Source organism: Paraburkholderia metrosideri, from assembly GCF_904848625.1.
GTDB lineage: Bacteria > Pseudomonadota > Gammaproteobacteria > Burkholderiales > Burkholderiaceae > Paraburkholderia > Paraburkholderia metrosideri.
Map to the genome: position 1 here is coordinate 633,100 of NZ_CAJHCP010000001.1, position 23,571 is coordinate 656,670.

At 63.2% G+C, this 23,571-nt stretch carries 21 protein-coding genes; 5 read left to right on the plus strand and 16 right to left on the minus strand.

Annotated features, from left to right (window positions below):
- Nucleotides 1-3: 3 nt before the first annotated feature.
- Genes LMG28727_RS02695 through LMG28727_RS02715 form a run of 5 tightly spaced genes read right to left on the minus strand, consistent with a single transcriptional unit; the run spans nt 4 to nt 5,199 of the window.
- A complete protein-coding gene (locus LMG28727_RS02695) occupies nt 4-1,197 on the minus strand; it encodes a Rieske 2Fe-2S domain-containing protein (RefSeq protein ID WP_236591566.1) in 1,194 nt (397 codons plus the stop codon).
- A complete protein-coding gene (locus tag LMG28727_RS02700) occupies nt 1,187-2,182 on the minus strand; it encodes an aromatic ring-hydroxylating oxygenase subunit alpha (RefSeq protein WP_201640750.1) in 996 nt (331 codons plus the stop codon). The genes LMG28727_RS02695 and LMG28727_RS02700 overlap by 11 nt, the downstream gene beginning before the upstream one ends.
- 13 nt (nt 2,183-2,195) lie before the next feature.
- A complete protein-coding gene (locus LMG28727_RS02705) occupies nt 2,196-3,353 on the minus strand; it encodes a BMP family ABC transporter substrate-binding protein (protein ID WP_201640751.1) in 1,158 nt (385 codons plus the stop codon).
- 44 nt (nt 3,354-3,397) lie between these two features.
- A complete protein-coding gene (locus LMG28727_RS02710; RefSeq protein ID WP_201640752.1) occupies nt 3,398-4,225 on the minus strand; it encodes an alpha/beta fold hydrolase in 828 nt (275 codons plus the stop codon).
- Nucleotides 4,222-5,199 (minus strand): isopenicillin N synthase family dioxygenase, encoded by a 978-nt coding sequence (locus tag LMG28727_RS02715; protein WP_201640753.1) that lies wholly within the window; start codon nt 5,197-5,199, stop codon nt 4,222-4,224. Before LMG28727_RS02715 ends, LMG28727_RS02710 begins: the two co-directional genes overlap by 4 nt.
- A 194-nt stretch (nt 5,200-5,393) precedes the next feature.
- Between LMG28727_RS02715 and LMG28727_RS02720 the strand changes: the two genes are divergently transcribed.
- On the plus strand, nt 5,394-6,197 hold the full coding sequence (locus LMG28727_RS02720; protein ID WP_201640754.1) for a lipid II flippase Amj family protein: 804 nt from the start codon (nt 5,394-5,396) through the stop codon (nt 6,195-6,197).
- Nucleotides 6,198-6,304: 107 nt separating this feature from the next.
- On the opposite strand, the gene LMG28727_RS02725 is transcribed toward LMG28727_RS02720, so the two are convergent.
- From LMG28727_RS02725 to LMG28727_RS02735, 3 genes are all read right to left on the minus strand, one after another.
- On the minus strand, nt 6,305-7,258 hold the full coding sequence (locus LMG28727_RS02725) for a LysR family transcriptional regulator (RefSeq protein WP_201640755.1): 954 nt from the start codon (nt 7,256-7,258) through the stop codon (nt 6,305-6,307).
- A gap of 189 nt (nt 7,259-7,447) precedes the next feature.
- Nucleotides 7,448-8,251 (minus strand): phosphonoacetaldehyde hydrolase, encoded by an 804-nt coding sequence (phnX, locus tag LMG28727_RS02730; protein ID WP_201640756.1) that lies wholly within the window; start codon nt 8,249-8,251, stop codon nt 7,448-7,450.
- 95 nt (nt 8,252-8,346) lie between these two features.
- Complete coding sequence (locus LMG28727_RS02735) at nt 8,347-9,591, minus strand: 2-aminoethylphosphonate--pyruvate transaminase (RefSeq protein WP_201640823.1); 1,245 nt, start codon at nt 9,589-9,591, stop codon at nt 8,347-8,349.
- Nucleotides 9,592-9,740: 149 nt separating this feature from the next.
- On the opposite strand from LMG28727_RS02735, the gene LMG28727_RS02740 reads away from it, so the two are divergent.
- Nucleotides 9,741-10,625: a LysR substrate-binding domain-containing protein gene (locus tag LMG28727_RS02740; protein WP_201640757.1), complete on the plus strand. Its 885-nt coding sequence runs from the start codon at nt 9,741-9,743 to the stop codon at nt 10,623-10,625.
- A 137-nt stretch (nt 10,626-10,762) separates the two neighbouring features.
- Here LMG28727_RS02740 and LMG28727_RS02745 read toward each other — a convergent pair whose 3' ends face one another.
- Nucleotides 10,763-11,509 carry a glucose 1-dehydrogenase gene (locus LMG28727_RS02745; protein WP_201640758.1) on the minus strand — a complete coding sequence of 249 codons (747 nt, stop codon included), beginning with the start codon at nt 11,507-11,509 and terminating at the stop codon, nt 10,763-10,765.
- Nucleotides 11,510-11,920: 411 nt separating this feature from the next.
- A complete protein-coding gene (locus tag LMG28727_RS02750; protein ID WP_201640759.1) occupies nt 11,921-12,670 on the minus strand; it encodes a sulfite exporter TauE/SafE family protein in 750 nt (249 codons plus the stop codon).
- Nucleotides 12,671-12,816: 146 nt separating this feature from the next.
- Here LMG28727_RS02750 and LMG28727_RS02755 point away from each other — a divergent pair, with 146 nt between their 5' ends.
- Nucleotides 12,817-13,707, plus strand: a complete 891-nt coding sequence (locus LMG28727_RS02755) for a LysR family transcriptional regulator (protein ID WP_201640760.1) — start codon at nt 12,817-12,819, stop codon at nt 13,705-13,707.
- A gap of 50 nt (nt 13,708-13,757) precedes the next feature.
- Here LMG28727_RS02755 and LMG28727_RS02760 read toward each other — a convergent pair whose 3' ends face one another.
- The 6 genes from LMG28727_RS02760 to LMG28727_RS02785 are packed head-to-tail and all read right to left on the minus strand — an operon-like array spanning nt 13,758 to nt 20,118.
- Nucleotides 13,758-15,083 (minus strand): BatD family protein, encoded by a 1,326-nt coding sequence (locus LMG28727_RS02760; RefSeq protein WP_201640761.1) that lies wholly within the window; start codon nt 15,081-15,083, stop codon nt 13,758-13,760.
- Nucleotides 15,080-16,660, minus strand: coding sequence for a vWA domain-containing protein (locus LMG28727_RS02765; RefSeq protein WP_201640762.1), 1,581 nt, complete (start codon nt 16,658-16,660; stop codon nt 15,080-15,082). The genes LMG28727_RS02760 and LMG28727_RS02765 overlap by 4 nt, the downstream gene beginning before the upstream one ends.
- A gap of 1 nt (nt 16,661) precedes the next feature.
- The gene (locus LMG28727_RS02770; RefSeq protein ID WP_236591567.1) at nt 16,662-17,678 is read right to left on the minus strand and encodes a vWA domain-containing protein; all 1,017 of its coding nucleotides are present in this window, start codon (nt 17,676-17,678) and stop codon (nt 16,662-16,664) included.
- Nucleotides 17,665-18,189 (minus strand): DUF4381 domain-containing protein, encoded by a 525-nt coding sequence (locus LMG28727_RS02775; RefSeq protein ID WP_201640763.1) that lies wholly within the window; start codon nt 18,187-18,189, stop codon nt 17,665-17,667. Before LMG28727_RS02775 ends, LMG28727_RS02770 begins: the two co-directional genes overlap by 14 nt.
- Nucleotides 18,186-19,145: a DUF58 domain-containing protein gene (locus LMG28727_RS02780; protein ID WP_407945820.1), complete on the minus strand. Its 960-nt coding sequence runs from the start codon at nt 19,143-19,145 to the stop codon at nt 18,186-18,188. Before LMG28727_RS02780 ends, LMG28727_RS02775 begins: the two co-directional genes overlap by 4 nt.
- A 13-nt stretch (nt 19,146-19,158) precedes the next feature.
- Nucleotides 19,159-20,118, minus strand: a complete 960-nt coding sequence (locus tag LMG28727_RS02785) for an AAA family ATPase (protein ID WP_201640765.1) — start codon at nt 20,116-20,118, stop codon at nt 19,159-19,161.
- 439 nt (nt 20,119-20,557) lie between these two features.
- Here LMG28727_RS02785 and LMG28727_RS02790 point away from each other — a divergent pair, with 439 nt between their 5' ends.
- Both LMG28727_RS02790 and LMG28727_RS02795 read left to right on the plus strand, forming a co-directional pair.
- Complete coding sequence (locus LMG28727_RS02790; protein WP_201640825.1) at nt 20,558-21,625, plus strand: formylglycine-generating enzyme family protein; 1,068 nt, start codon at nt 20,558-20,560, stop codon at nt 21,623-21,625.
- A 261-nt stretch (nt 21,626-21,886) separates the two neighbouring features.
- Nucleotides 21,887-23,563: an arylsulfatase gene (locus LMG28727_RS02795; protein ID WP_201640766.1), complete on the plus strand. Its 1,677-nt coding sequence runs from the start codon at nt 21,887-21,889 to the stop codon at nt 23,561-23,563.
- Nucleotides 23,564-23,571: the final 8 nt, after the last annotated feature.

A 23,571-nucleotide genomic window follows, 5' to 3' on the forward strand; every position in this document is an offset into this window, starting at 1 on the left:
GCCTCACAGATCCAGGGTCAGCGCTGCGCCGGCCGCACGCGACACGCACACCAGCATGCAGTCACCGGCGGCGCGTTCCTGCGGTGTCAGGAAGTCGTCGCGATGCAGCGGCGTTCCTTCCAGCACGCGTGTACGGCATGTACCGCAGACGCCCTGCTCGCAGGAAGTCGGCACGTCGACGTGATGGTCTCGCAAGGTTTGCAGCAGGTTTGCGTTGGCGGGCACGGTCAGCGTTTTTTCACTACGCGCCAGATGTACCGTGAACGCGTGATCTTCGACCTCGTCTGCCGTGGCGGAAATCACGAAACCCGCTGTCAATGGTCGAGCGGGAGACACGGGTCTGGATGCCGCCGGCTGGAAGAAAACCGGCTTTTCGCTTAGAAGCGCCGCAGGAATCGAAGGCGTTGGCTGACTCGTCACAGTGTCACTGCAGGGTGGCTCAACCTGCTTTTCCAGCGCATCGCGCAGCGCGTTAAGACGCTGTTGATGATGCCGCTGGACAGCCAGTCTCTCGCTACCATTGCGCGCCGACACCCCAAGCGCGACACCATGCAAACAGGTTCGCCCTTCACGCGTGGGCTGCACCAGAAACACCACACCTTGCTGCGCATCGTCCAGTTGCGTAACAACGACCGCGTGGGGGCCTGCATCGAACGCAACGCAACCGGTGTTGCTCCACGGGTCGAGCGTGACATGGTCGAATTCATACCCGGCAAGCGCACGTTGGACGGTTTCGCTGCACGCATCGATAGCGACCGTGCGCAAGCGAATCTGCTGACTCACGTCCACTTCGTTGTCGAGTTCATGGACGGGCGTGAACGGTGGCAATCCTTCATCCGGTTTCGCCAGCGCGGTCCACACAAAACCATGCCGCACTTCAACCGGCCACCTCTTCACCGACACCGCCGGCGGCGCCGCATCGGGATGCGCAGGCACGAAGCGGCACGCGCCGTCACCCGAACCGAATTGCCAGCCGTGATACTGACATTGCAACGCGTCGCCGCGATGATGTCCCATCGACAGCCGCACGCCGCGATGCGGACAACGGTTTTCCCACACGTTGATGGCACCGTCTTGCGCTCGCCACACCACGAGTTCATTGCCGGACAGTTCGGTGTGATAGATCGCGCGCTCACCCAGTTGATCGACATCGCACAGCGCAAACCAGCCGGATTCGATCGAGCTGTTATCGGCCATGAGTGGTTCCATAAGTAATGTGCTGGGCCGACAACCAGCGGCGATACGCGACCGACATCGCATCGGCCCGCACCGGATGTTCGATATCCGTGCCGAGCGGCAAACGCCTGGGCACCTGGTTCACCAGGATCTTGATGTCCTGCGCGAAGATGGTTTGCTGGAAGCCGCGCAATTCGTCATCGCTGCTGGCGTCGTCGAGATAGCTCATCACGGTGTGCGCGATGCACCAGTCTTCGTCGACCGGTTGCACGAACAACGCGATCACGTCGAAGCGTTCGGGTTGTGGCGGGCACGTCTTGTACAGAATCGCGCAATACGGACGCGCGACGCGATACACATACTGAACGTCGAGCGCGGCACCTGCGGTCATGGCTGCGCGCGGCTGATAGAAGCGGCAGTCGTGCGCGTACAGCTCGTCGTTGATCTCGTCGCGCTCGATGCGATAGGGCGCGACTTCCGTGTACGGTTCAACGCCGAGATAACCGGTATGCACGAACGGAAAATGCCCCATGTCGAGGAAGTTTTCGACCGCGCGCAAACCGCTCACATGCACGCGGAACGCCCCCGCGTGCAGCAGGCGGCGATCGGGTTCGTCGGCCTCGGGAATCGCGAGCAGATCGCGGCGCGGTTCGCCGAGACAGACCCACAGCACGCCGTAACGCGCGTGTGCACGGCAGGCAGTGAGTGTGTCGAGCCGCCATACGCGATACTGTTCCGGCGCACTGTGGCTGAGATTCACACCGGCTCGGCGAGGCTCGCTGCGGCGCTCGACGCCAACGCCGATATCGACGCCTAGCAGCCGCGTAGTCAACACCGCCGGTGACGCGCCCGGCGGGTCGAACGCATCGAGCGAATCGAACGAATCGAACGAATCGAGCGCCGCCACCGGATGCCAGTCATTCCACACGACCGGATCACGCATCGCGTCGTCCGTGGCCACTGCGTCCACTGCGCCCACCGCGCCCACTACCGTTGCCTCACTCATAGCCAGCGCTCCGTTATTGCGCGACGCTGCCCTGCACGCCGTCGACAAACCAGTTTATCCGGTTCGTATCGTCGGCGGACAGCACGGTGCCCGCGGGCACTCGCAGCTTGCCGCTCTGATCCTTCAGCGGACCCGCAAACGGATCGAGCCTGCCGGCCACCAGCGCCGCGCGCTTCTCGGCGAGCGCACGCTGCGCGTCCGCCGGCACCGCCGACGTGTTCACATGGACGAGGTCGGTAATGCCCTCCTTCACGCCCCAGTACACCGGCTGGTTGGTCCACGTGCCGCGTTTCACCTGGTCGATCACCTTGCTGTAATAGATGCCCCAGTCATACGCGACCGACCCGAGATGCGCATGCGGTCCCCACTGGCTCATATCCGAATCCCAACCGAATGCGTGCACCTTGTGCTGTTCGGCGACGGCCATTGTCGCGGTCGAATCGGTGTTCTGCATCAGCACATCGGCGCCGAGACCGATCAGGGTTTCAGCGGCCTGCCGCTCCTTGCCCGGATCGAACCAGCTATTGACCCACACCACCTTCACGGTCGTCTGCGGCGCGACCGACTTTGCGCCGAGCGCGAACGCGTCGATATTGCGAACCACTTCGGGAATCGGTACCGAGCCGACAAAGCCGAGCGTATGCGACTTCGACACGTAACCGGCGACCACCCCCGCCAGATAGGCGGACTCATACACCTTGCCGTTGAAGTTGCCCAGGTTAGGCGCGCTCTTGTAGCCGGAGCAATGCAGGAATACCGTGTCCGGATAGTCGTGCGCGACCTTCATCATCGAGTCCATGTAACCGAACGAGGTGCCGATCACGATCTTGTCGCCCTTCGCGGCGCGATCGCGGAACACGCGCGCCGCGTCTGCGTTTTCGGGGACGTCGTCGATTCGCGTCACCTTGATCTGCGAGCCAAGCTGTTTTTCCGCCGCGCCGATGCCGAGGTCATGCGCGTGGGTCCAGCCCGCGTCGCCAGGGTTGCCGAGGTAGACGATCGAGACGTCGAGCGGCGCAGCGGTGGCGGCGGCCGCTACGCCGCCAGACGTGGCGAACGTGCCGCATAAAGCCAGCAGCAGCGTGCCGCTTGCCAGCCGCGCCACGCGTGCGGACAAGCCTGCTGAAGGACCTGCGGAGAAAAATCGGCCAGCGCGAGGGAGTCGGGTCATGACGAGGTTCCAGTGGTGAGCGAAGGGAAAAGCGTGGTTCTTCATCATCGCGGCGGGCGCGACGCGGGGGTGTCACCGTCACCGCCGATGCCGATGCCGATTTCGGCCAGCGCATCGCACACCAGCGTCGCCAGTTCGGCGGGACGCGCGAGTTGCGGGACATGACCGCAATCGATCGAACGCACCAGCGCGCCGGGCACGAGCGCCTGCATCTTGCGTTGCAACGGCAGCAGCACCGACCGGTCGCGCAACGCTTCGACATAAATGCGCGGTATGCGGCCGAAACGCGCGGCGCTTAGCGTGGTCACCAGCGCCCGGCCGCTTTCCCGTTGCGGCGTGAGTTTCGCAGCGGCCTGCCCGGCCGCTTCATGCGGGCAATCGTGTAGAAAAATGTCCAGCGCGGCGGCGGCGGGTACGGCGGTGGTCGTGCCGTTGTCACGCCATTGCAGATACGGCGCGATGCCTGCGGCGTTGGGCACGTCGGCGGCGCTGGCGTCGACCAGCTCTGCGTAACCCATCCCCGCGGGCAGCATCATCCCGGCCACGTAGATAAGGCAGGCGACGCGCTCGGGCAACGTTTCGGCGAGTTGCGACGCAGGCACGCCCGCGCCGCTGTGCGCAACGACGACGACTGGCCCATCGAACGCGTTGATCGCTTCGCTCAGCGCATCGACATAGGTCTGCAGCGTGATTTCAACGCCCGCATCGCGTTCGGGATTCGCGCCATTGCCAGGCAGATCGACCGCGTTGCAGGTCCAGCCGCGCGCGGTCATTTCCGGCAGCCAGGCATCCCACGCCCAACTGCCCTGCCACGCGCCGTGAATCAGCAGCATGCCGGCCGCGCGAGTGGTGACAGCAGGAGCGGCGCTCATCCGTAGGTTCTCCGGTAGCACGCTTCGAGATGACCAGCGACCGAGATCGGCGGGTACTTCGGCCTCTCGCCGGGTTCGGTGCAGCCTGGCAGACACTCGACCACGTAATCCGGCCGTCCGGTGAAAAAGAACGGGATCGAGTAGCGCTCGCGGCCCGACGCATTGACCACGCGATGCATCGTCGAGCGATACCGGCCATTGGTCCAGCGCGCGATCATGTCGCCGAGATTCACGACGAAGCTGCCGGCGAGCGGCGGCACGTGAACCCAGCCACGGTCGCCGTCCTGAACCTGCAGGCCGCCGTTGCCGTCCTGCCAGAGCAACGTCAGGCAGCCGAAGTCGGTATGGGCGCCGCAGCCCTTCTGGTCCGGCAACGCCTGCGCCGGTTGCGGCGGATAGTGCAGCAGGCGCAACGTGGCCATGGCGTCGTCGCAGAACGCATCGAAATGATCTTCGGGCAGACCGAGCGACAGCGCGAGACCGCGCGTCAGTCGGATAGACAGGTCGTAGAGCGCGGCGAAATATGCGTCCATCGCCGGACGAAAACCCAGCGGCTGCGGCGGCCACTGGTTCGGCCCGCAATTGAACGCGCGAGCCACCACGTGCGGATGATCGAGCGGCAATTCGTTGCCGATATATAAACCTTCCTTCAGGTCGGGCGGCGTGCCCGCCTCCAGCACCTGTCCGCGCAACGGCTCGTAACCGCGATTACAGAACGACTTGGCTTTGTCGACGAGGCGCTTGTCCGCGTCGTCCAGTGCAAAAAAATGCTCGGATGCGGTGCGGGCCGCGTCGATCAGCGCGTCGCCGACGCCGTGATTGACGATATAGAAAAACCCTTTGTCGACACAGGCGGCGTGCAACGCAGCGCCCACCGCCGCGCGCTGCCGCGGATCTGCCGACGCCAGCCCGGCGACGTCGATGACGGGCAGGCTCGTATGCGGCACTGCTTTGGCTGATAGCACTTCGGACATTGCGCCTCCTTTGAACCGGCTGATTCCGTTTCAATCCAGTCTGGAGGATCGCGGGTGTCCAATAAAGCGCAGAAAAAAGTGCAGGCTGATGCCGAAACGGCATCAGGGCGACTGCGGGCGTTTCAGTTCAGATCGCATCGCCGCGCGCGCCCGCTCCGGTAGACTACGCTCACGCCAGAACTTGCCGCGACAGCATGGACACCCAGCTTTTAATCATTTGCGCGCTGACCTTCATCATTCATGTGATCGCGACGTTGGCCTACGCCGTGCGGATCGCGGGTGTACGCACGCGCCGTATCGCGGTGTCGTTTTCGTTATTCGGAATCATCGCGCTGGTATCGCGGACGGCAAACTCATTTCAGGGACCTTTCATCGCCAAGCGGGTCGAGCTGGATATCGCGAAGCACCTCGAGGGCGGCCTACTCGGCGACTTTCGGCTTTTCCTGCTGACGGCGACTGTGGCAACTGCCGTTGGAACATTTTTGATCCCGACGTTCCAGCGTTATTTCAGCCGGGCGGTCGAACACTTTCAGGTCAATCGCTCGATACCCCGTCTGCTTCTTCACGTCTTCAGTCGCGGCGGCGTCAACTACATCCGCGACGGCGCAAGGATTCCCTCCCGACAGAACGTCACGCAACTGACAAGCGGCGCTGGCGTTTCCTGGAAGGTCATCGCGCTGAACGTCATCGCGATGTCGATCTGGACAGTCGGCGTTTTTGCGTCACTTTATGCGGGCTACCTGAAGCCGGATTTGCGGGTGACGTGTGCGAATCTGTCGTCGGTCATTAATGGCTTTGCGACCGTCGTCCTCGCGGTCGTCATCGATCCCCAGGTGTCGGTGATGACGGACGATGTCATCGAAGGTCGAATTTCCGAGAACAGCTTCCGGCGCGCGATTACTACGCTGGCCGGCGCACGCGTTATAGGAACCCTGTGTGCGCAGGCCGTGCTGGTTCCAGCGGCGTTGATTATTGTCCGCGTCGCCGAACTGATATAGCGCGGGCTTCCGGGTCTGATGCGCATTTAAAAGGCAACCCGTTGCCCGTCATTGGACTGGCCGATCGCTTCCTGCCGCAAGACCTCGCATGCGTGAATTCTGCGCGCTCAGATCGCCGGTTCATCGTCCTCCCGGCCCGCCAGCGCTTCGGCGAGCAATCTGACGAAAGCGTCCAACGCGGGTGTCAACGTCCGCCCCGCCCGCGCGTAAGCGCCCAGTTCCGACACCAGCGGACGCGGCGAGCGCAGCGGAATATGCTTCAACGTGCCGTCGGCCAGATCGCGCTCCAACCCGAGTCGCGTCTGGAACCCAACGCCGCGTCCCCGAGCCGCCATACGCCGCATCAATTCGATCGAATCGCTTTCAAGCACCGTTTGCAGCGGCTTCGCGTAATACCGGATGAGCGGTTCGAGTAATCCGCTGATCGACAATTGCGCGTTACCCAGAATCAACGGATAGCGCGCGCACTGCGCGAACGTCACGCTGGACTCACCCGCAAGCGGATGATCGGCGGCAACGATAGCGCCTAACTGGAAACGTCCCACTGCAAGCTGCTGCAGATCACTGGTGCGCGGCAATGAAAACGCGAGACCGAGGTCGGCATCGCCATCGAGAATCGTGCGGGCAATCGTCGCCGATCCCGCCGTATGCACCTGAAAACGTATCGCCGGATATCGCGTTAGCATCCGTTCGACCAGATCCGGCAGAAAACTCGAATTGAGTCCTTCGACCGTCACGATACTGATCTCGCCGCGCCGAATCCCGCGCAGCGCATCCATTTCGCTTTCGAAACGGCGCGCGTCCTGCAGCACGGTAATCACATGCCGCGCGAAGACTTCACCCGCTGCGGTCAACGCCAGCCCCGACGAGAGCCGCTCGAACAGCGGTGTGCCGACTTCCGCTTCGAGCTTCAGCAATTGCCGGTTCACCGCCGACGACGCCACATGCATCTGACGCGCCGCTTCCCGGATCGAACCGCAGCGGCGGATAGCATCGAAATAGCGCAGCGACCGTGCGTGGATGTGCCAGGCGAGAGCAGCGGCGACGGTAGGTTTCGGCATGGTGGGTCGTGCAGTGGGTTGAATGGCTGATTAAGGTGCCGATGACGAACTGAACCTGCCGGCATGGCTGATTCATCGGCCCGACAGGATAGTACGTTTGCGCCAGCAACAAAAAAGCGCACGGTCAGATGACCTGTGCGCTTTTGCCAAACAACCATCACGTCAACCCTCGCGTTGACCTTTACGCGATCACGGCCGCTCACCGCGCGCGAGCCGCGCCTCGATGTCATACACCACCGGCATCAGATCAGCCACACTGTCGATCACATAATGCGCGCCCGCCGCCTGCAACTTGCTGATCGCCGCCTGGCGGCGCGCTGCGAACTCATCCGCCGACAGCGCCTTGACGTCCGCCTCGGCCATCCCGAACGCGTTGCCGCTGACCGCGACACCGACCGTCCACGTGCCGCCGTTAATGCCTTCCTCGATTCCGACCTCGGTGTCGTCGACCTTGATCGCATCGCGCGCGCGCCAGACGCCGAGCTCCGGCAACGCCTTGTAGATCATGTACGGCGACGGACGCCCCTCCGGCGTATCGCCGGTGCACACGATGCTGTCGGGCGAGAAACCCTGCGCCGCCGCGCCCGGCACGATCTCGGCCATGATTTCGCGGGTGTAGCCGGTGGTCGTGCCGATCCGGATATCGTCGTGACGCAGCGCGCTCGCGACCTCTGCGACACCCGGGATCACCGAGCTATAGCTCGCGGCCACGGCGATATTCTTCGGGACGAACACGTCATAGATCGCATCGATATCGGCTTCGCCAGGCACATGACCATACTTGTCGGCCCACGCCCGCGCCACCCGCGGCAGCGCCATCAGCGCCGCGATATGCGGGCGTTTGGCCATGCCCATCGGGCCGCGCGCTTCGTCGATCGTGATCGACACGCCGAACTGTTCGAAGGTCTCGACAAACGCCCCCATCGGCGCGAGCGAACCGTAGTCGACCACCGTGCCGGCCCAGTCGAAAATCACCGCTTTTACGTGTTTCATTGAGTTCGATCCTCAAGAGATTCAACAGCTCGCGCGATTGATCGCACGCTAGCATTCCTTCGTGACAGCTTGCAGGGTCCGCCGATGAACCTTTTTCAGGCCGCCTGCGCCAGCGTTTTGCGTTCTTCGAGCGCGGCTTGCGGCGGCGTAGCGTGCGCCACGCCCATCGCTTCGAGCGATTGGGCGCACGCGTTGACGACCCGCTGCATCACGTCCTGATCCACCTGACCGATGCAGCCGATACGGAAGCTATCCACCACCGTCAGCTTGCCCGGATAGATGATGAAACCCTGCTGCTTCATCAATTCATAGAAGCGCTCGAACCTGAACGACGGATGAGCGGGTGCAAAAAACGTCACGATGATCGGCGAGCGCCAACGCGCGTTCAGTAGCGGCTCGAAGCCGAGTTCATGCATGCCGGCCACCAGCACATCGCGGTTGTTCGCATAACGAGCGAGCCGCCCAGCCTGGCCGCCTTCGAGTTGATGCAGACGCAGCGCTTCGATAAACGCGGCCACCGTGTGCGTGGGCGGCGTAAAGCGCCACTGACCGGTGCGGTTCATCACGTCCCATTGATCGTAGACATCGAGCGCGAGCGAATGACTGCGGCCCTTCGCTTCACGCAACGCGCTCTTGCGGGCGATCACGAAGCCGAAACCGGGCACACCCTCGATGCATTTATTCGCCGACGACACAAAAGCTTCGCAAACGATCTCGCGGACATCGAGCGGCACCGCGCCGAATGCGCTCATCGAATCGATCAGCAGCTTGCGGCCCTTCTTTGCGGTGGCAGCGGCGATTTCCTCGATGGGATTCAGAATCCCCGAACTGGTCTCGCAATGCACGGCGATCACATGGGTGATGCCCGGATCGGCGTCCAGCATCCGTTCGACTTCGGCGCCACGCGGCGGCAGGTAGTCGCCTTTGTCGAGCACCGTGCAGGTTCGGCCCAGATAACCGAGCGTGGTCGCGATGCGCTTGCCATACGCGCCATTGGCGAGCACCAGCGCGTGACCATCGCGCGGCATCAGGCTGCCGAGCATCGCTTCGACGCAATAGCTGCCGCTGCCCTGCAACGGCACACAGTCGTAGTCGCCGGCGGTGTCGCCCGCGATGTCCAGCAGACTGCGGCGCAGATGCGCGGTCATCGCACGGAAATCGCCGTCCCATGAGCCCCAGTCGCGCAGCATCGCTTCTTTGGTCGAGAACGCGGTGGTCAGCGGCCCCGGCGTCAGCAGATACGGCTCGCCTTTGGCGGGCGCAGCGCAGCGCACGCTTGTCGAGGCCGCCACAGAGGTGGCCGGAGAGCAGTCGACCGCGTTTTCCGTCGTGCTATCCATCGCGTTTGCCATCGCGTTTGCCATGTTCAGAACCCCGATATCGCTATGTCGATGCGGTACACAGTACAGAAAGGTCGTCCATCGGTAAAATCGATATAATCGATGACGGTATCGCTAAAACTTATCGCTAACGACGAAGCGAGGCACACGTGCAATACGCGCAATTGCGGGCGTTCCATGCGGTCGCCGAACACGGCGGTTTCTCCAAGGCCGCGCAGGCGTTATCGCTGACGCAGCCCGCGGTGTCCGACCACGTGCGGCGGCTGGAACAGGATTACGGGGTCAAGTTATTCGAACGCGGGCCGCGTGGCGTCGAAACGACCGAACTGGGCCTGCGCCTGTTCAGCGTGACGCGTCATATGCTCAGTTGCGAGCGCGACGCGCGGCAGTTGCTGGAATCGGCGGGGGGACTCGAATCCGGCTCGCTGTCGCTGGTCGCGGACGCGCCCGACCTCGCCGTCACGCTGATCGGCGCGTTTCGCAAGCTGCATCCGGGCATCGTCGTGACGCTGTCCATCGCCAATGCCGCCGATTGCATGCAGCGCGTGCTGTCGAGCGCGGTAGACGCGGCCATTACCGCCGCGCCGCAAGTCCACAGCCGGCTCGAATCGCGCGTTTTGCGGCGCGACCCGTTGGTGGCCATGGTCCCGGTGGGCTATCCGGTCGCGAAGAAGCGCAAGCTGAGCTACGCCGAACTGGTCAGGCAGCCGATGATTTTTCGCGAGCCGCAGTCGGTCACGCAGCAGTTGCTCGAAATCGAACTGGTGCGCGAATCGTTGCAGGTGGAACCGGTGATGTATGTCGACGGACGCGAAGCGCTCGAGGAAGCGGTCGCGCAAGGGATGGGGGTCGGCGTAATTGCACGCGCCGAATTCAACGAGTCGCGGCGAATCAGGATGATTCCGCTACAGGACTGCCGGGTGCAGATGATCGAATCGCTGACACGGCTTGCCGAGCGGCCGGGATCGAATCTGCTGGATGCGTTGTTTGCGGTCGACTTGCCGACGGCGCCCGCTGCGGTCATCGCCGAATAAACACAAGCCGCCCAGCAGGCATTACCTGACGGGCGGCTTGGTTTCTTTCTGTTTCAACGTGGCGTTATGTGTTGCGACGCCATTTGCGACAGCCTTTCAGCGCAGATGAACCAAAGACGCTCTGCGGGTAGAAAGTCTTAACGCGACCCACCGCTTGCAATCAGGCTTTCGCCGGTCAGCCAGCGCGAGTCTTCGGACGCGAGGAACACGGCGACATCCGCGATATCGTCGGGTTGACCGATGCGCCCGAGCGGCGTCGTGCTAATGGCCCACTTTTCGAAATCCGAGCCGATGATGCCCGCGCTATGCGTGCCTTCCGTCGCGATCATGCCGGGGTTCACCGAGTTCACGCGAATCTTGCGCGGACCCAACTCCTTGGCCAGCACACCGGTGATCGCATCCACCGCGCCCTTGGTCGCCGTATAAACGGAGCTTCCAGCCGGCGTGATACGGCTGACCACCGAACTCACGTTGACAATGCTGCCGCCTTCGCCGAGATGTTTGGCCGCTGCCTGCGTGGCCAGCAGCAGACCCAGCACATTCACATTGAAGTGCTTATGGAAGTGCTCTTCGGTGATTTCTTCGATTGTGCCGAATTCGTACACGCCCGAGTTGTTCACGAGAATGTCGAGACGGCCATAGGTTTCGACTGCCGTGTCGATGATGCCCTTCGCGTCCGCTGTTTTGGACACGTCGCCGGCCACGGCCACTGCCTTGCCGCCTGCAGCGGTGATCGCATCGACCACGCTATCGGCGCCTGCCTTGCTCGACGCATAGTTCACTACCACCGACGCGCCCTGGGCCGCCAGCGCCTTCGCAATAGCCGCGCCAATACCTTTCGATGCGCCGGTTACAACAGCAACTTTACCTGTGAGCTTGCTCATGATCGTATCCTTTCAATTGGGGTTTCGCGCCGACGCGTGTTCGCGATGATTCGCGGAACTGGCGTCGATGAAGCGGAAAATGCAGTGGCGCTGTCACTGGACACAATGTAGGGATGTCAGCGAGATGGATAAAGCGGCTGAAGGCGAATAGATACGTCGGTTGAGACGAACAATCGCGGTGTGAGGGAAATGGGTGGGGAAGGTCTGGGGACAGGTCGCGCGCGAATTTGCAGCAATGAGGCTATTGATCGTGTTTAGCCGCAGGCTTGCCTGAGCGCGCCGTTCATTCAGCTTTTACGTATCAAGGCAATCTGGGCGGCCACACTCGCGAGCACCGCCAATGCGCCTAACGTATCGAGAATAATGGGCCACATGGTTTCGCTCCCGTTGATCGCGTCCATCACATTGTCGTTAAACGAATGCGCGCGCGATCAATTGAATGCCGAGCGCCAGCAGACAGATAAAGAACCAGCGTCGAAAGCTTTCTGGACTGATACGTCCGCGCACACGTTGTCCAATGAACATGCCGATGAGGGCAGGAATCACCGCGAAAAGCGATTCACGCAGATCGCGAATAGCGAATGCGTTTTCACTCACGAGTCCAATGGCAAGTGCAATCGTGGATACGGTAAACGACAAACCGAGCGCCTGAACCAGATCCTCTTTTTTTAAAGCAAGTCCTTGCAGATAAGGCACGGCCGGAATCACGAACACCCCCGTGCCGCCAGTGACCACACCGGTCACGGCACCGATCGCCGGCGACAACCAGCGCTCGTAACGCGGCGGAACCGAGAAGCGCCACGCCATCAAACCGGCCAATGCATACAAAGTCAACGCGACACCGAGGCCGGCAACCGCCCGCACGCCTCCGCCGCCCGCAATGAACGACGCCGCAGCCAGCGTGCCGACGACGATCCCCGCCATCATCGGCCACAGCCGCTTCGCCAAAGCTCTCACACCCGGCCCCGCGAACAGTTGCCACACGTTCGTGATGAACGATGGCAACAGCAGCACGGCGGCGGCCTGCGCGGGCAGCATCAAGGTGCCGAGAATGCCCATCGCGACGGTCGGCAAGCCCATGCCGGTCATGCCCTTGACGAAGCCTGCCACGACGAAAGTCGCGGCAATGATGCCGGTACGCAGCACGAACGGAGAAATCATCGGAGAGCTTGTGCATTTGGAATGATGTCGACGATTCTGCTTCTGACGTGCGCAGTCCACAATGCGTAAGATACTGACTGTGGCTTAGGCTGCGGCTAAGGCTAAAGCCTTTTCGCCGTATTCGCGTTTCATCTGGATGATGCTCCATGCGCTTCGACCTGATCGACCTCCGGCTGTTCTTGCATATTCTCGATACCGGCAGCATTACCCACGGCGCGGCGCGCGCGAATATGTCGCTGCCGTCCGCCAGTGCACGCTTACGCGGTATGGAAGACAGGTTGGGCATGCCGCTGCTCGAACGCGGCCGACGCGGCGTCGAGACCACCCCGACCGGCGATACGCTCGCGCATCACGCGCGGCTCGTACTCGGGCAGATCGAGCGGATGCAAGGCGAGTTGGGCGATCACCAGCAGGGACGCAAAGCGTGCATTTGCCTGTGGACCAATACTGCGGCGATGACGGAGTTTCTGCCGTCGGCGATCGGTCTGTTTCTGCGCGATCACCCGAACGTGCAGATCGATATGAAAGAGCGGCAAAGTACCGAAACCGTCAAGGCGGTGCTGACGGACGTCGCCCGGATCGGCATCATTTCCGATGCGGTCGAACATGGCTCGCTGCAAACACTGCCCTTTGCGGTCGATAAACTGGTGCTGATTACGAGCCGTGACGACGCGCTCGCCATGCGCCGACGGGTGATGCTGTCCGACGTGGTCAATCGGGAGTTTATTGGTCTTGATGCCGACAGCGCTTTGCAAGCGTATCTCGCGGAGCGGGCACTGCTTGCCGGTCACGCTCTGAGCTTTCGAACCCGTGTGCGTACGTTCGACAGTATTTGCTGCATGGTCGAGCAAGGGGCCGGGTTGGGGATCGTGCCGGCTACGGCGGCCAGGCGCTATCGCGGCACGTCGGGCATTCGCGTGATCGGGTTGGCCGATAGTTGGGCCACGCGGCAATTGCTGATCTGTATGCGCGATCTGAATGGGATGACGCGCACGGAGAAGGCGTTGGTGCGGGATCTGGTGGGGAGTCGGGGCTGAGGTTCCAGAAAGGCCAAGGGGCAAATGCCGATGCAAACCACCATCGCGCATCACCCCTCGTTCAATGGCGGAAGACCGCTCTGCCTCTCTTTACGCGCACCCCACCACCGCCACCTCCGCCCCCAGCGAACCCGAAACCGCACACGCTGCCCATCAGCGGCCCCTTGCACATAGTGCTGCTGCACGGCATCCGCGAGCGGCTTGAGCTGCGGATCGTCGATCATCGCGACCCGCGCTGGGCGCGCAAAGCGCGTACTGGCATCCATCCATCGATAGAGCGCCGGCACTATCCGTTGCATCGCGCCCGATTGCGCCGCAGCACGCAGCCCGCGCCACGCGGCGAACTCGCCCTCCGCGCGACGCTTTCTCCACGCAGACCATGATCGCGAAAGACGTCCCGTCCAGCCACGCACACGGGGATAAAACGCCACCCCCGCGACGATGCACGCGAGTACGACGCCCGCCAGCACGAGGTCCCCTGTCTTCAGGAAGATCACCGTATGGCGCGCCGCCCCCGCCAGCGCATCGGCGGGAATCGCCCACAGCGGCTTTTCCCGGGCGGCTCGCGCGGTGAACGTGATGGCCGGCAGATGGACGATCTCGCGCTGCCGGGTCGCGGTGTTCCACCATTCGACATCGAGCGGCGGCAGCGTGTAGTGCCCACGCCGGTTCACGACATACGTCGCTGTGTCGACGCGCTCGCCCGCGATCAGTCCGCCCCGGCCATCGGCAATAGTGCGCGTCGCAGGCGCTTTGGCGTAGCGGCGCAGGCCGTCGATCTCGCCGAACGTCACCGGTGGAATCAGCATGGGTTCGGTCGCTTCCGCGCGCTGGGTGACGATGCGCGAGATCGTCCCGCCAACTTCGAGCCGGCCGTCCGTCGGCTCGATCGTCTGCGTCACCGTGAGTTTCGGCGCAGGAAAAAACGACGCCATGTTTTCCGCACCCGGCGGCAGCGTGGCCGCAAAGTGCAGCACCGGCGTCTGCAGGGTGACCGCCGTGGCGGAGCCGCCCGGATGCAACGTAATACCGAACGAAGGCACCTCGAAGGTACCGGACGTGCGCGGCACGATGTGATACTCGCGACTCACACCAAACCACTTCGCACCGTCGATCGTCTCGTTCAGGTTCTGCGCGCTATCGTCGGGCAGCGTGACAAACGCGTCGTGCAGATCGAACAGCGGCCAGTCGGGTGCGGCGGAGAAATACGTGGTCGTGAGCACGTCGACGACGAGTGTCACCGCACTGCCTGCCACCACCGGCCCGGCAGGGTCGAGATGCGCGCGCAGCATCGTGCGCGGCGCATCGTCGTCGGCGTACGCCGGCGCGGCCGTGAACAGGCACGCGAGCAGGATCGCAAGGAAGCGCGTGATCATGGTGCGCCCGGCGCCTCCTGTGCGAAACGCCGCTGCAAAAACGCCGCTGGCGACGTGTTGAGATTGCGCATCCATGTGTCTTCCGAAGGTCTCTGCTGCTGCACGAGCACAGGCTTGCCCTCCTTGCTCTTTTTCTTCTGCTGGTCGATCTGGTCCGGCTTCACGGTGGTGGGCTCGTCGCCTTCGTCGGGCTTGTCCTTGCTGAGTTTCGCCACCAGCTCGCGATTTGCGCGGGCTTCCGCGAAATCGGCGCGTTTCGCGAGCGCGCTGTCATACGCTGTCAACGCGCCCGCATAGTCCTTCAAATGGGCGAGCGCATTGCCGCTATAAAAGTATGCCTGCGCGGAATCGATCCCCGAGAAGGTGTCGAGCGCGCCTGCATAATCGCCCGCGAGATATTGCGCGCGCCCTTTCCACATCGGATCGTCGAAGCGCGCCGCCGCCTGCGCGTAATCGCCATGCTCGAAACACCATCGTCCCTGCTGATCGTGCGTGGCGAACAGATCGAGCCAGTCGAACGACATCGCGCGGGCTTCCTTCGGTGCGAACAGTGCCGCCGACGTAATCAACAGAACAGGCAGCCACTTCACGGTCCAGCCGCGCCGGAAGCTGTAAAGCGCGATCAGCAGGATCGGCAGCACGAGCCAGTAGCCCGATTCTTTCCAGCGCGGCACGACCTTCGATTCCTGCGCCGCTTCCAGGTAGACCTGCGCACGGCGCTGCACCCATTCGATGTCATCGTCGTCGGCGCGTACGCTCGCGAGCGGGATCGACGCGGCCTGGGTGATTTTGCGGATCGCCGCCGCGTCGAACGAACCGGTGATGGGGCGGCCTGCATCGTCGGTCGCGATGTCGCCTTTCTCGTTGCGAACCGGGCCACCGTTTGCGGTGCCCACCGCCAGCCACAACAGTTGGTGTTTCGTCTCCTTCGCAATACGCAAAAACGCATCCGTGCCGCTCTCGTCGAAGCCATCGCTGATGAACACAATGGTCCCGGCGGCTTCGTCTTTTTGCAGCATCTGCTCGGCAATCGCGAGACCCGCCGCGGCGTTTTTACCATCGCGAGGCATCAACTCGGGGGCCAGTGCGGGCACGTACAGGTCGAGCATCGCGGGATCTTCAGTCGGCGGCACGACCAGATGCGCGCTCGACGCAAACACGACCAGCCCGGTGCGCGCCCCCTTTCGCGCAGCCGCGAGATCGAGCACTTTCTGCTTCGCGCGCTCGATGCGACTCGGCGCGATATCGACCGCCCCCATCGATCGCGCGAGTTCGAGCACGACGACCAGCGGTGCCTTGTCCTGATCGAACGGCGGCCGCTCTTCCTGCCAGGTCGGACCGGCGGCGGCCAGCGCGCCGAGCGCGATCAGCGCGGCGAGCGTGTGCACGGGCCGCACGCCGCGCTGCGTCTTCTCGCCGACAATCAGATGTTCGAGCAGGTCCGGCGCGATGATGGCGCGCCAGCGCGCACGCACATCGTTGCGTCGCAACCAGGCGAACGGCAACAGCACGGCCGGTATCAGCAGCAAAAGCCAAAGCGGCCGCAGAAAATGGAACGCGGTGACATCGATCGTCATTTCACGCCTCCGTCGTGTCTGTCGACACGCGACGCGGCGCGCGCAGCCACGCGATCAGATACGCCAGCACGTGATACAGCGTGAGCAGCGACACCGCGAGCGCGAGCGGCACCCAGTAGAACTCGCGCTGCGGCCGGTACACCTCGCGCTTGATCTTCTCCGGCGTCATTCTGTCGATCGCCGAATACACCGCTGCCAGATCCTCTTCGCGACCGAGCGCGTGAAACGCGTGCCCCCCCGTTATCTGGGCAATCCGCGCGAGCGCGTCGAGATCGACCTTGTCTTCACCTTCAGTTTGCGGATCGCCGATGCCGATCGTGTGCACCACGATGCCGTGCCGCTTCGCGATCCGCGCCGCCTGCTCGGGCGGGATCGCACTCGCGGTGTCGTTGCCGTCGGTCAGCAGGATCAGCACCTTCTCCTGCGCGGGCGTGTTCTCCATCAGCCTGACCGCGAGGCCGAGCGCGTCGCCGATCGCCGTGCGCGGTCCCGCCATGCCGATCCGCATCGCGTCGAGCAGTACCAGCACGCTGTCATGATCGAGCGTCAACGGCGCTTGAGGATAAGCGCCGTCGCCGAATACCACGAGACCGATGCGATCGCCTTTGCGCCTGGCGATGAAATCCTTGACCACGTGTTTGACCGCGGTGAGCCGGTCCATCCGCTCACCCGTCGCACCGTCGACAAAATCCCGCTCGCTCATCGATTGCGACAGGTCGATCGCCAGCAGCAGATCGCGCGCCGGCATGTCGCGCGTGACGGGCGCTTCGACGAACACGGGACGCGCCGCCGCGACCAGTAGCAATAGCCAGAGAAAAGGCATCAACAGACGTTGCAGCCAGTTGCTGCGCAGACGGACGCCGCCGGGCGCGGGCCGCTCGCCGGTGACGTCGGCCATTTCCTGGAAGAACGGCATGCGCACGGCGGACGCCGTGGTGCGATAGGCGGGCACGAGCCACCACACCAGCGCGGGCAGCGGCAGCAGCGCCAGCATCCACGGAAAGTCAAACTTCCACATGATGGCTTTCGATCCAGCCACGCGCCGCCTGCGCGAGACGCTGCGCCTGTTGCGGCGAGATCGTCGCGATGCGTGCCGCCGGTGCATAGCTCGCGGTGTAAAGAAGCGCACCGCTTTCGTCGTCGAACCCGCCGTGCGTGCGCAGGTAATCGAGCCACGCTGCGCCGCTCAGCGACGCCACCTGCGCGCGCGGCGCAGCGGCGAGCGCCGTGCGTTTGATGAGCGGACCGATCCCGGCAAGCGCGGCGCCACGAGTAGCGTCGTCGTTCAGCTTCGCTTCGAGACGGCCGAGCTCCGCGAGCGCTTCCCGCCGATACCGTGCACGTTCGTAACGGCGCCACGCGCGCCATGCGAGCGCGAGCATCAACCCAATCAGCAGCAGCGCGACGAACAGCCAGCCGATGGTTTGCGGCGCGTAAGAAACGGCGTCCGGTAACGGCAGTTCGCGCAACGACTGCAACGCGGCCGGTGTATCGGGCGGCACCAGGGGTGCTGCGGGCGCTGCGCTCATATTCCGCTCCCGGCTACGTGACGCGGCCGCTCGCCAAACAGACGACGCACCTGATCGACCACCGGCTCGGCGGTCGAGAGTGCCATCAACGGCACGCCGCTCGCGCGCAGCAACTCGGCGATCTCGGCAGCGCGCCCGCTGAAGAGGCTCGCAAGCGGCGCGCGCACGCGTTCGTTGTCGATGCGCAATTCCACCTGAAGATGCCCTTCGCTGACGACGAGCGCACGGTGTGCCGGCATCCGCTGCCACAAAGGATCGTAGACGAGCGTGGCGATCACGTCGTTGTGCGCGGCGAGCTGGCGCAACAGCGCGCGCGTGCGTTCGTCCGCGCCCGCGAAATCACTGATGATGCAGACCAGGAAATCGTGGCTCGCGATCTGCAACACGCCTTCGAGAGCGGCGTTCAGTTGCAGGTAGTGGGTGCGCGCGGGACTGTCGGCGACGAGCGACCCATTCATCCGCGCGATCGCGTTGAACAGCATGTCGATGCGGCTTCGGCTGCGCAGCGGTCGCACGCGCACGATGTCAGCGTCGCCGAACACCACGCCGCCGACCCGATCGCCAGCGGCAAAGCCCATCCATACAGCAAGTGCAGCCGCTTCGGCCGCGACAACCGACTTGAACGCGCGGCTCGAGCCGAAAAACATGCTCATGCGTTGATCGACGACGACGATCAGCGGACGGTCGCGTTCTTCGGTGTAGACCCGCACATGCGGCTTGCCGGTGCGCAGACTGACGCGCCAGTCGAGATGACGGATGTCGTCGCCGGGCAGGTAGCCGCGCAGTTCCTCGAAGTTAAGCCCGCGTCCGCGCATACGCGAGGCCTGACGTCCCGACAGAATGCTCGATACCGGCGCAGGGGCCACGAAGCTCAGGCCGCGCGCGCGCAACTCGAGCCGCGCGAGATGCGCGGCGTCGACATACACGCTTCCAATCGATCCTTCCACGTTCGGCATCATGGCCTCCGTGCTACGCAGGCACCGCGACCTTCTCCACCAGCCGGTCGATCACATGGTCCGCGCTGACGTTGTCCGCGTTCGCGTCATACGACAGCAGCAGACGGTGACGCAGCACCGGATGAATCACCGCGCGCACGTCGTCGGGCGTGACGAAATCGCGGGCATCCAGCCACGCATGCACGCGGCTCGCACGATCGAGCCCGATCGCGCCGCGCGGACTCGCGCCCACTTCGATCCACTTGCCGAGATCCGCGTCGAGCGCAGCGCCGTGCCGCGTCGCATTGACGAGCGACACAATGTATTCGTCGATGGCCGGCGCCACCGCAATGCGCCGCGCTGCATCGCGCGCGGCGAACACAGTTTCCTGCGACAGCATGTCGAACGGCGTGACGGCACCGTCGCTCTCACGCCGCAGCAGGCGCAGCATCTCGCTTTCGTTTTGCGGCGACGGGTAGCCGATCAGCACCTTCAGAAGGAAGCGGTCCATCTGCGCTTCGGGCAGCGGATACGTGCCTTCCTGTTCGATCGGATTCTGTGTCGCCATCACGAGAAATAGCCCGGGCATCGGATGGGTTTCACCGGCCACCGAGATCTGCCGTTCTTCCATCGCCTCGAGCAACGCGGACTGCACCTTGGCTGGCGCGCGGTTGATTTCGTCGGCGAGAATCAGGTTGCCGAAAATCGGGCCCGGCTGAAACCGCAGCGTGCGCTCGCTGCCCGATTGCAGCAGTGTTTCGCCGCCGGTGATATCCGACGGCAGCAGATCGGGCGTGAACTGGATGCGCTTCATCGTCACCGCGAGGCGCGCGGCAATCGCTTTCACGGTGCGCGTTTTGGCCAGACCCGGCAGGCTTTCGAGCAGCACGTGACCGTCGGCAAGCAGCGCGATCAGGATTTGCCGCACCACCGCTTCCTGACCGATGACCGCTTCCCCGATGCTCGCTTCGAAACGAAGAATAGTGTCGCGCATGGCTCACTCGCTGTCGATGATTCGCTTTTATCTTGCCCACCGGATTCCGTCATGGCGGAATGTGACGCACAAGTTACTGGAGTCAGTTGCTTTCGTCAAAGCATCGTAGACCTCAGTAATCGACGAAAAAAGACGCTACGGCAAGCGTTTTTCCGGCTTTTTTTCGCACGAAAAAATTGATTGCATTCGCCAGTTCGTTCGTATATTGGTGGATAGATTGGACAAAAGGCAGTCGCATTTCGACTCTACCGAGGAAGCGGAATTGACGGACAAATCGAGGCAGCGCCAACCGCCGCCACCGCGCGCGGAGGTCCCCGCATCCGGCGCATCGTCGCGTGACGGGCAGCGTCGCGTCGCCTCGCGTGTTCAACGCATCGCACTGTGGGCAGTACTGCTTCTGCTGTGTCCGGCGCTGGTGGGCTACGCGGTCAGCCGCGCGATGACCGAGCGCACCGCGACCCCGTTTCACCCTGTACTCGGTGACGGCACGAAAGGGCCGAACGGCATGGCGTGGGTGCCGGGCGGCGACTTCCTGATGGGCAGCGACAGCAAGCTCGCCCAACCCAACGAGCGCCCAGCCCACAAGGTCCGCGTGCGCGGTTTCTGGATGGACGAGCATCACGTGACCAACGCGGAGTTCCGCCGATTCGTCGAGGCGACCGGCTACGTCACCACGGCAGAAAAGAAGCCCGACTGGAAAACGCTCGAAGTGCAACTGCCGCCGGGCACCCCACGGCCGCCCGACAGCGCGCTGCAGGCCGGCGCGATGGTGTTCGTCGGCACCCAGCAACAGGTATCGCTACAGGACTATTCGCGCTGGTGGCGCTTTGTGCCGGGTGCAAACTGGCGGCATCCGCTCGGCCCGGCGAGCAATATCGACGGCAAGGACGATCACCCCGTCGTGCAGGTGTCTTACGAAGATGCCGAGGCTTATGCGAAATGGGTCGGCAAGCGACTGCCGACCGAAGCCGAATGGGAGTTCGCCGCGCGTGGCGGACTCGATCAGGCAACCTACGCGTGGGGCAATCAGTTCGCGCCGGACGGCAAGCAGATGGCCAATGTCTGGCAGGGCCAGGAAGCGCAGCCATTTCCGGTGGTCAATGCGAAGGCGGGCGGAGCCGTGGGCACGAGCCCGGTCGGCAGCTTTCCCGCCAACGGCTATGGTCTGTTCGATATGACTGGCAATGCGTGGCAATGGGTGGCGGACTGGTATCGCGCGGATCAGTTCCGGCGCGAGGCGGCGACCGACGGCGTGATCGACGAGCCGGTGGGGCCGGTCAGTTCATGGGACCCGGCCGATCCCGGCGTGCCGGTCGAAGCACCCAAGCGGGTTACGCGAGGCGGCTCGTTTCTCTGTAACGAGGCTTACTGTTTGAGCTATCGCCCGAGCGCGCGACGCGGCACCGACCCTTACAACAGCATGTCGCATCTCGGTTTCCGGCTGGTGATGGACAAGGACGTCTGGGCCAAAAACCACGGCAACGATGTGACGACCGCTGCGCGCTGACGGTGCGCGCCGGTTCGATCGGGTGAGGTTTCCATGATGACGATCGATCACGCAGCGAACCAGCGGATTTCATTCATTGCGATACACCACGCATCACATATCACGTATCGCCCGTGCAAACAGCGGTCTGTTTTTCAGCACGCCGGGCACGCAGCACAGCAGAACACGATTGATCTGACGAACGCGCGTCGATAAGAGACAAAGCGCACTCGCACGGACGGGCAACCGCCCGCGTCGGGAACACTCCTCGGGAGAACAACGATGACGGCAAGCAAACTTCGACGCATCCGTTACATCACAGGAGCACTCGTTGCTGTCGCGGCGGTCTGTGTGCTGATCATCCCACCGGCGATCTCCACGGCCCAGACGACCAACGGCGCCAAACCGGCCGCGCCCGCCGCGTCCGCGAAACCTGCCCCTGCCGCTACCGCCCCGCAGAACACCACCAAAGCCGCAGGCAAGCCAAACATCCTGGTGATCTTCGGCGACGACATCGGGCAAACCAACATCAGCGCTTACGGCAAAGGCGTGGTGGGCTACGAGACACCGAATATCGATCGCATCGCCAACGAGGGCATGCTTTTCACCGACTACTACGCAGAAAATAGCTGCACGGCGGGACGCTCGACGTTCATCACGGGCGAAGTGACGTTGCGCACCGGGCTTTCGAAGGTCGGCATTCCCGGCTCGAACATCGGCTTGCAGGCGCAGAACATCACCATCGCGGAAGCGCTCAAGCCGCTCGGTTATGCAACCGGTCAGTTCGGCAAGAACCACCTCGGCGATCGCAACGAATATCTGCCCACCAAACACGGCTTCGATGAATTTTTCGGCAACCTGTATCACCTGAACGCCGAGGAAGAGCCCGAGCGCCCGTACTATCCGAAGAACGATACAGCGTGGGTCAAGGCGAACGCACCACGTGGTGTGATTCATTCGTTCGCGGATGGCCGCGTCCAGGACACGGGCCCGCTGAACACCAAACGCATGGAAACGATCGACGACGAAACCACCCAGGCGGCTATCGACTTCATGCAGAGGCAGGCGAAAGCGAACAAGCCGTTCTTCGTGTGGATGAACACCACGCGCATGCACCTGTTCACGCACGTGCGAGCGTCGATGCAAGGTCAGAGCGGCATGCCCGGCAACGAATACGCGGACGGCATGATCGAGCATGACGGCGACGTGGGCAAACTGCTGAAAGCACTCGACGATCTCAAGCTGACCGACAACACCATCGTCGTCTACACCACCGACAACGGACCGAACCAGTTCTCGTGGCCCGATGCCGCGACCACGCCGTTCCGCAGCGAGAAAGACACCAACTGGGAAGGCGCATTCCGGGTTCCGGCGATAATCCGCTGGCCCGGCAAGATCAAGCCGAACACCGTGTCGCGCCAGATGATGTCGGGCCTCGACTGGTTCCCCACCCTGCTGGCCGCAGCGGGTGACACGAACATCAGCGATCGCCTGCTGAAAGGCAGCGCGATTGGCGGCAAGAACTTCAAGGTGCATCTGGACGGCTACAACTTCCTGCCCTACCTCACCGGCCAGGCGAAGGAAGCGCCGCGTCACGAGTTCTACTACTTCAACGACGACGGCATGCTCGTCGCGATGCGCTATAACGACTGGAAATTCGTTTTCTGCGAGCAGCGTGACCCGGGCGGCTTCCAGGTGTGGGCCAACCCGTTCACGTGCCTGCGCGTGCCGAAGATGTTCAACCTGCGCATGGACCCGTACGAGCGAGCGGACATCGTGTCGGACCAGTATTACGACTGGAGTACCAAGAACGTCTATCTGTCGCAGTACGCGGTCGCGAAGGTCGCGCCGTTCCTCGCGACGTTCAAGCAATATCCGCCGAGCCAGCGTCCAGCCAGCTTCAGCATCGACCAGATGACCGAAGCGCTCACGAAAAGCATCGAGAGTCCCGGTAAATAACGAAGGAG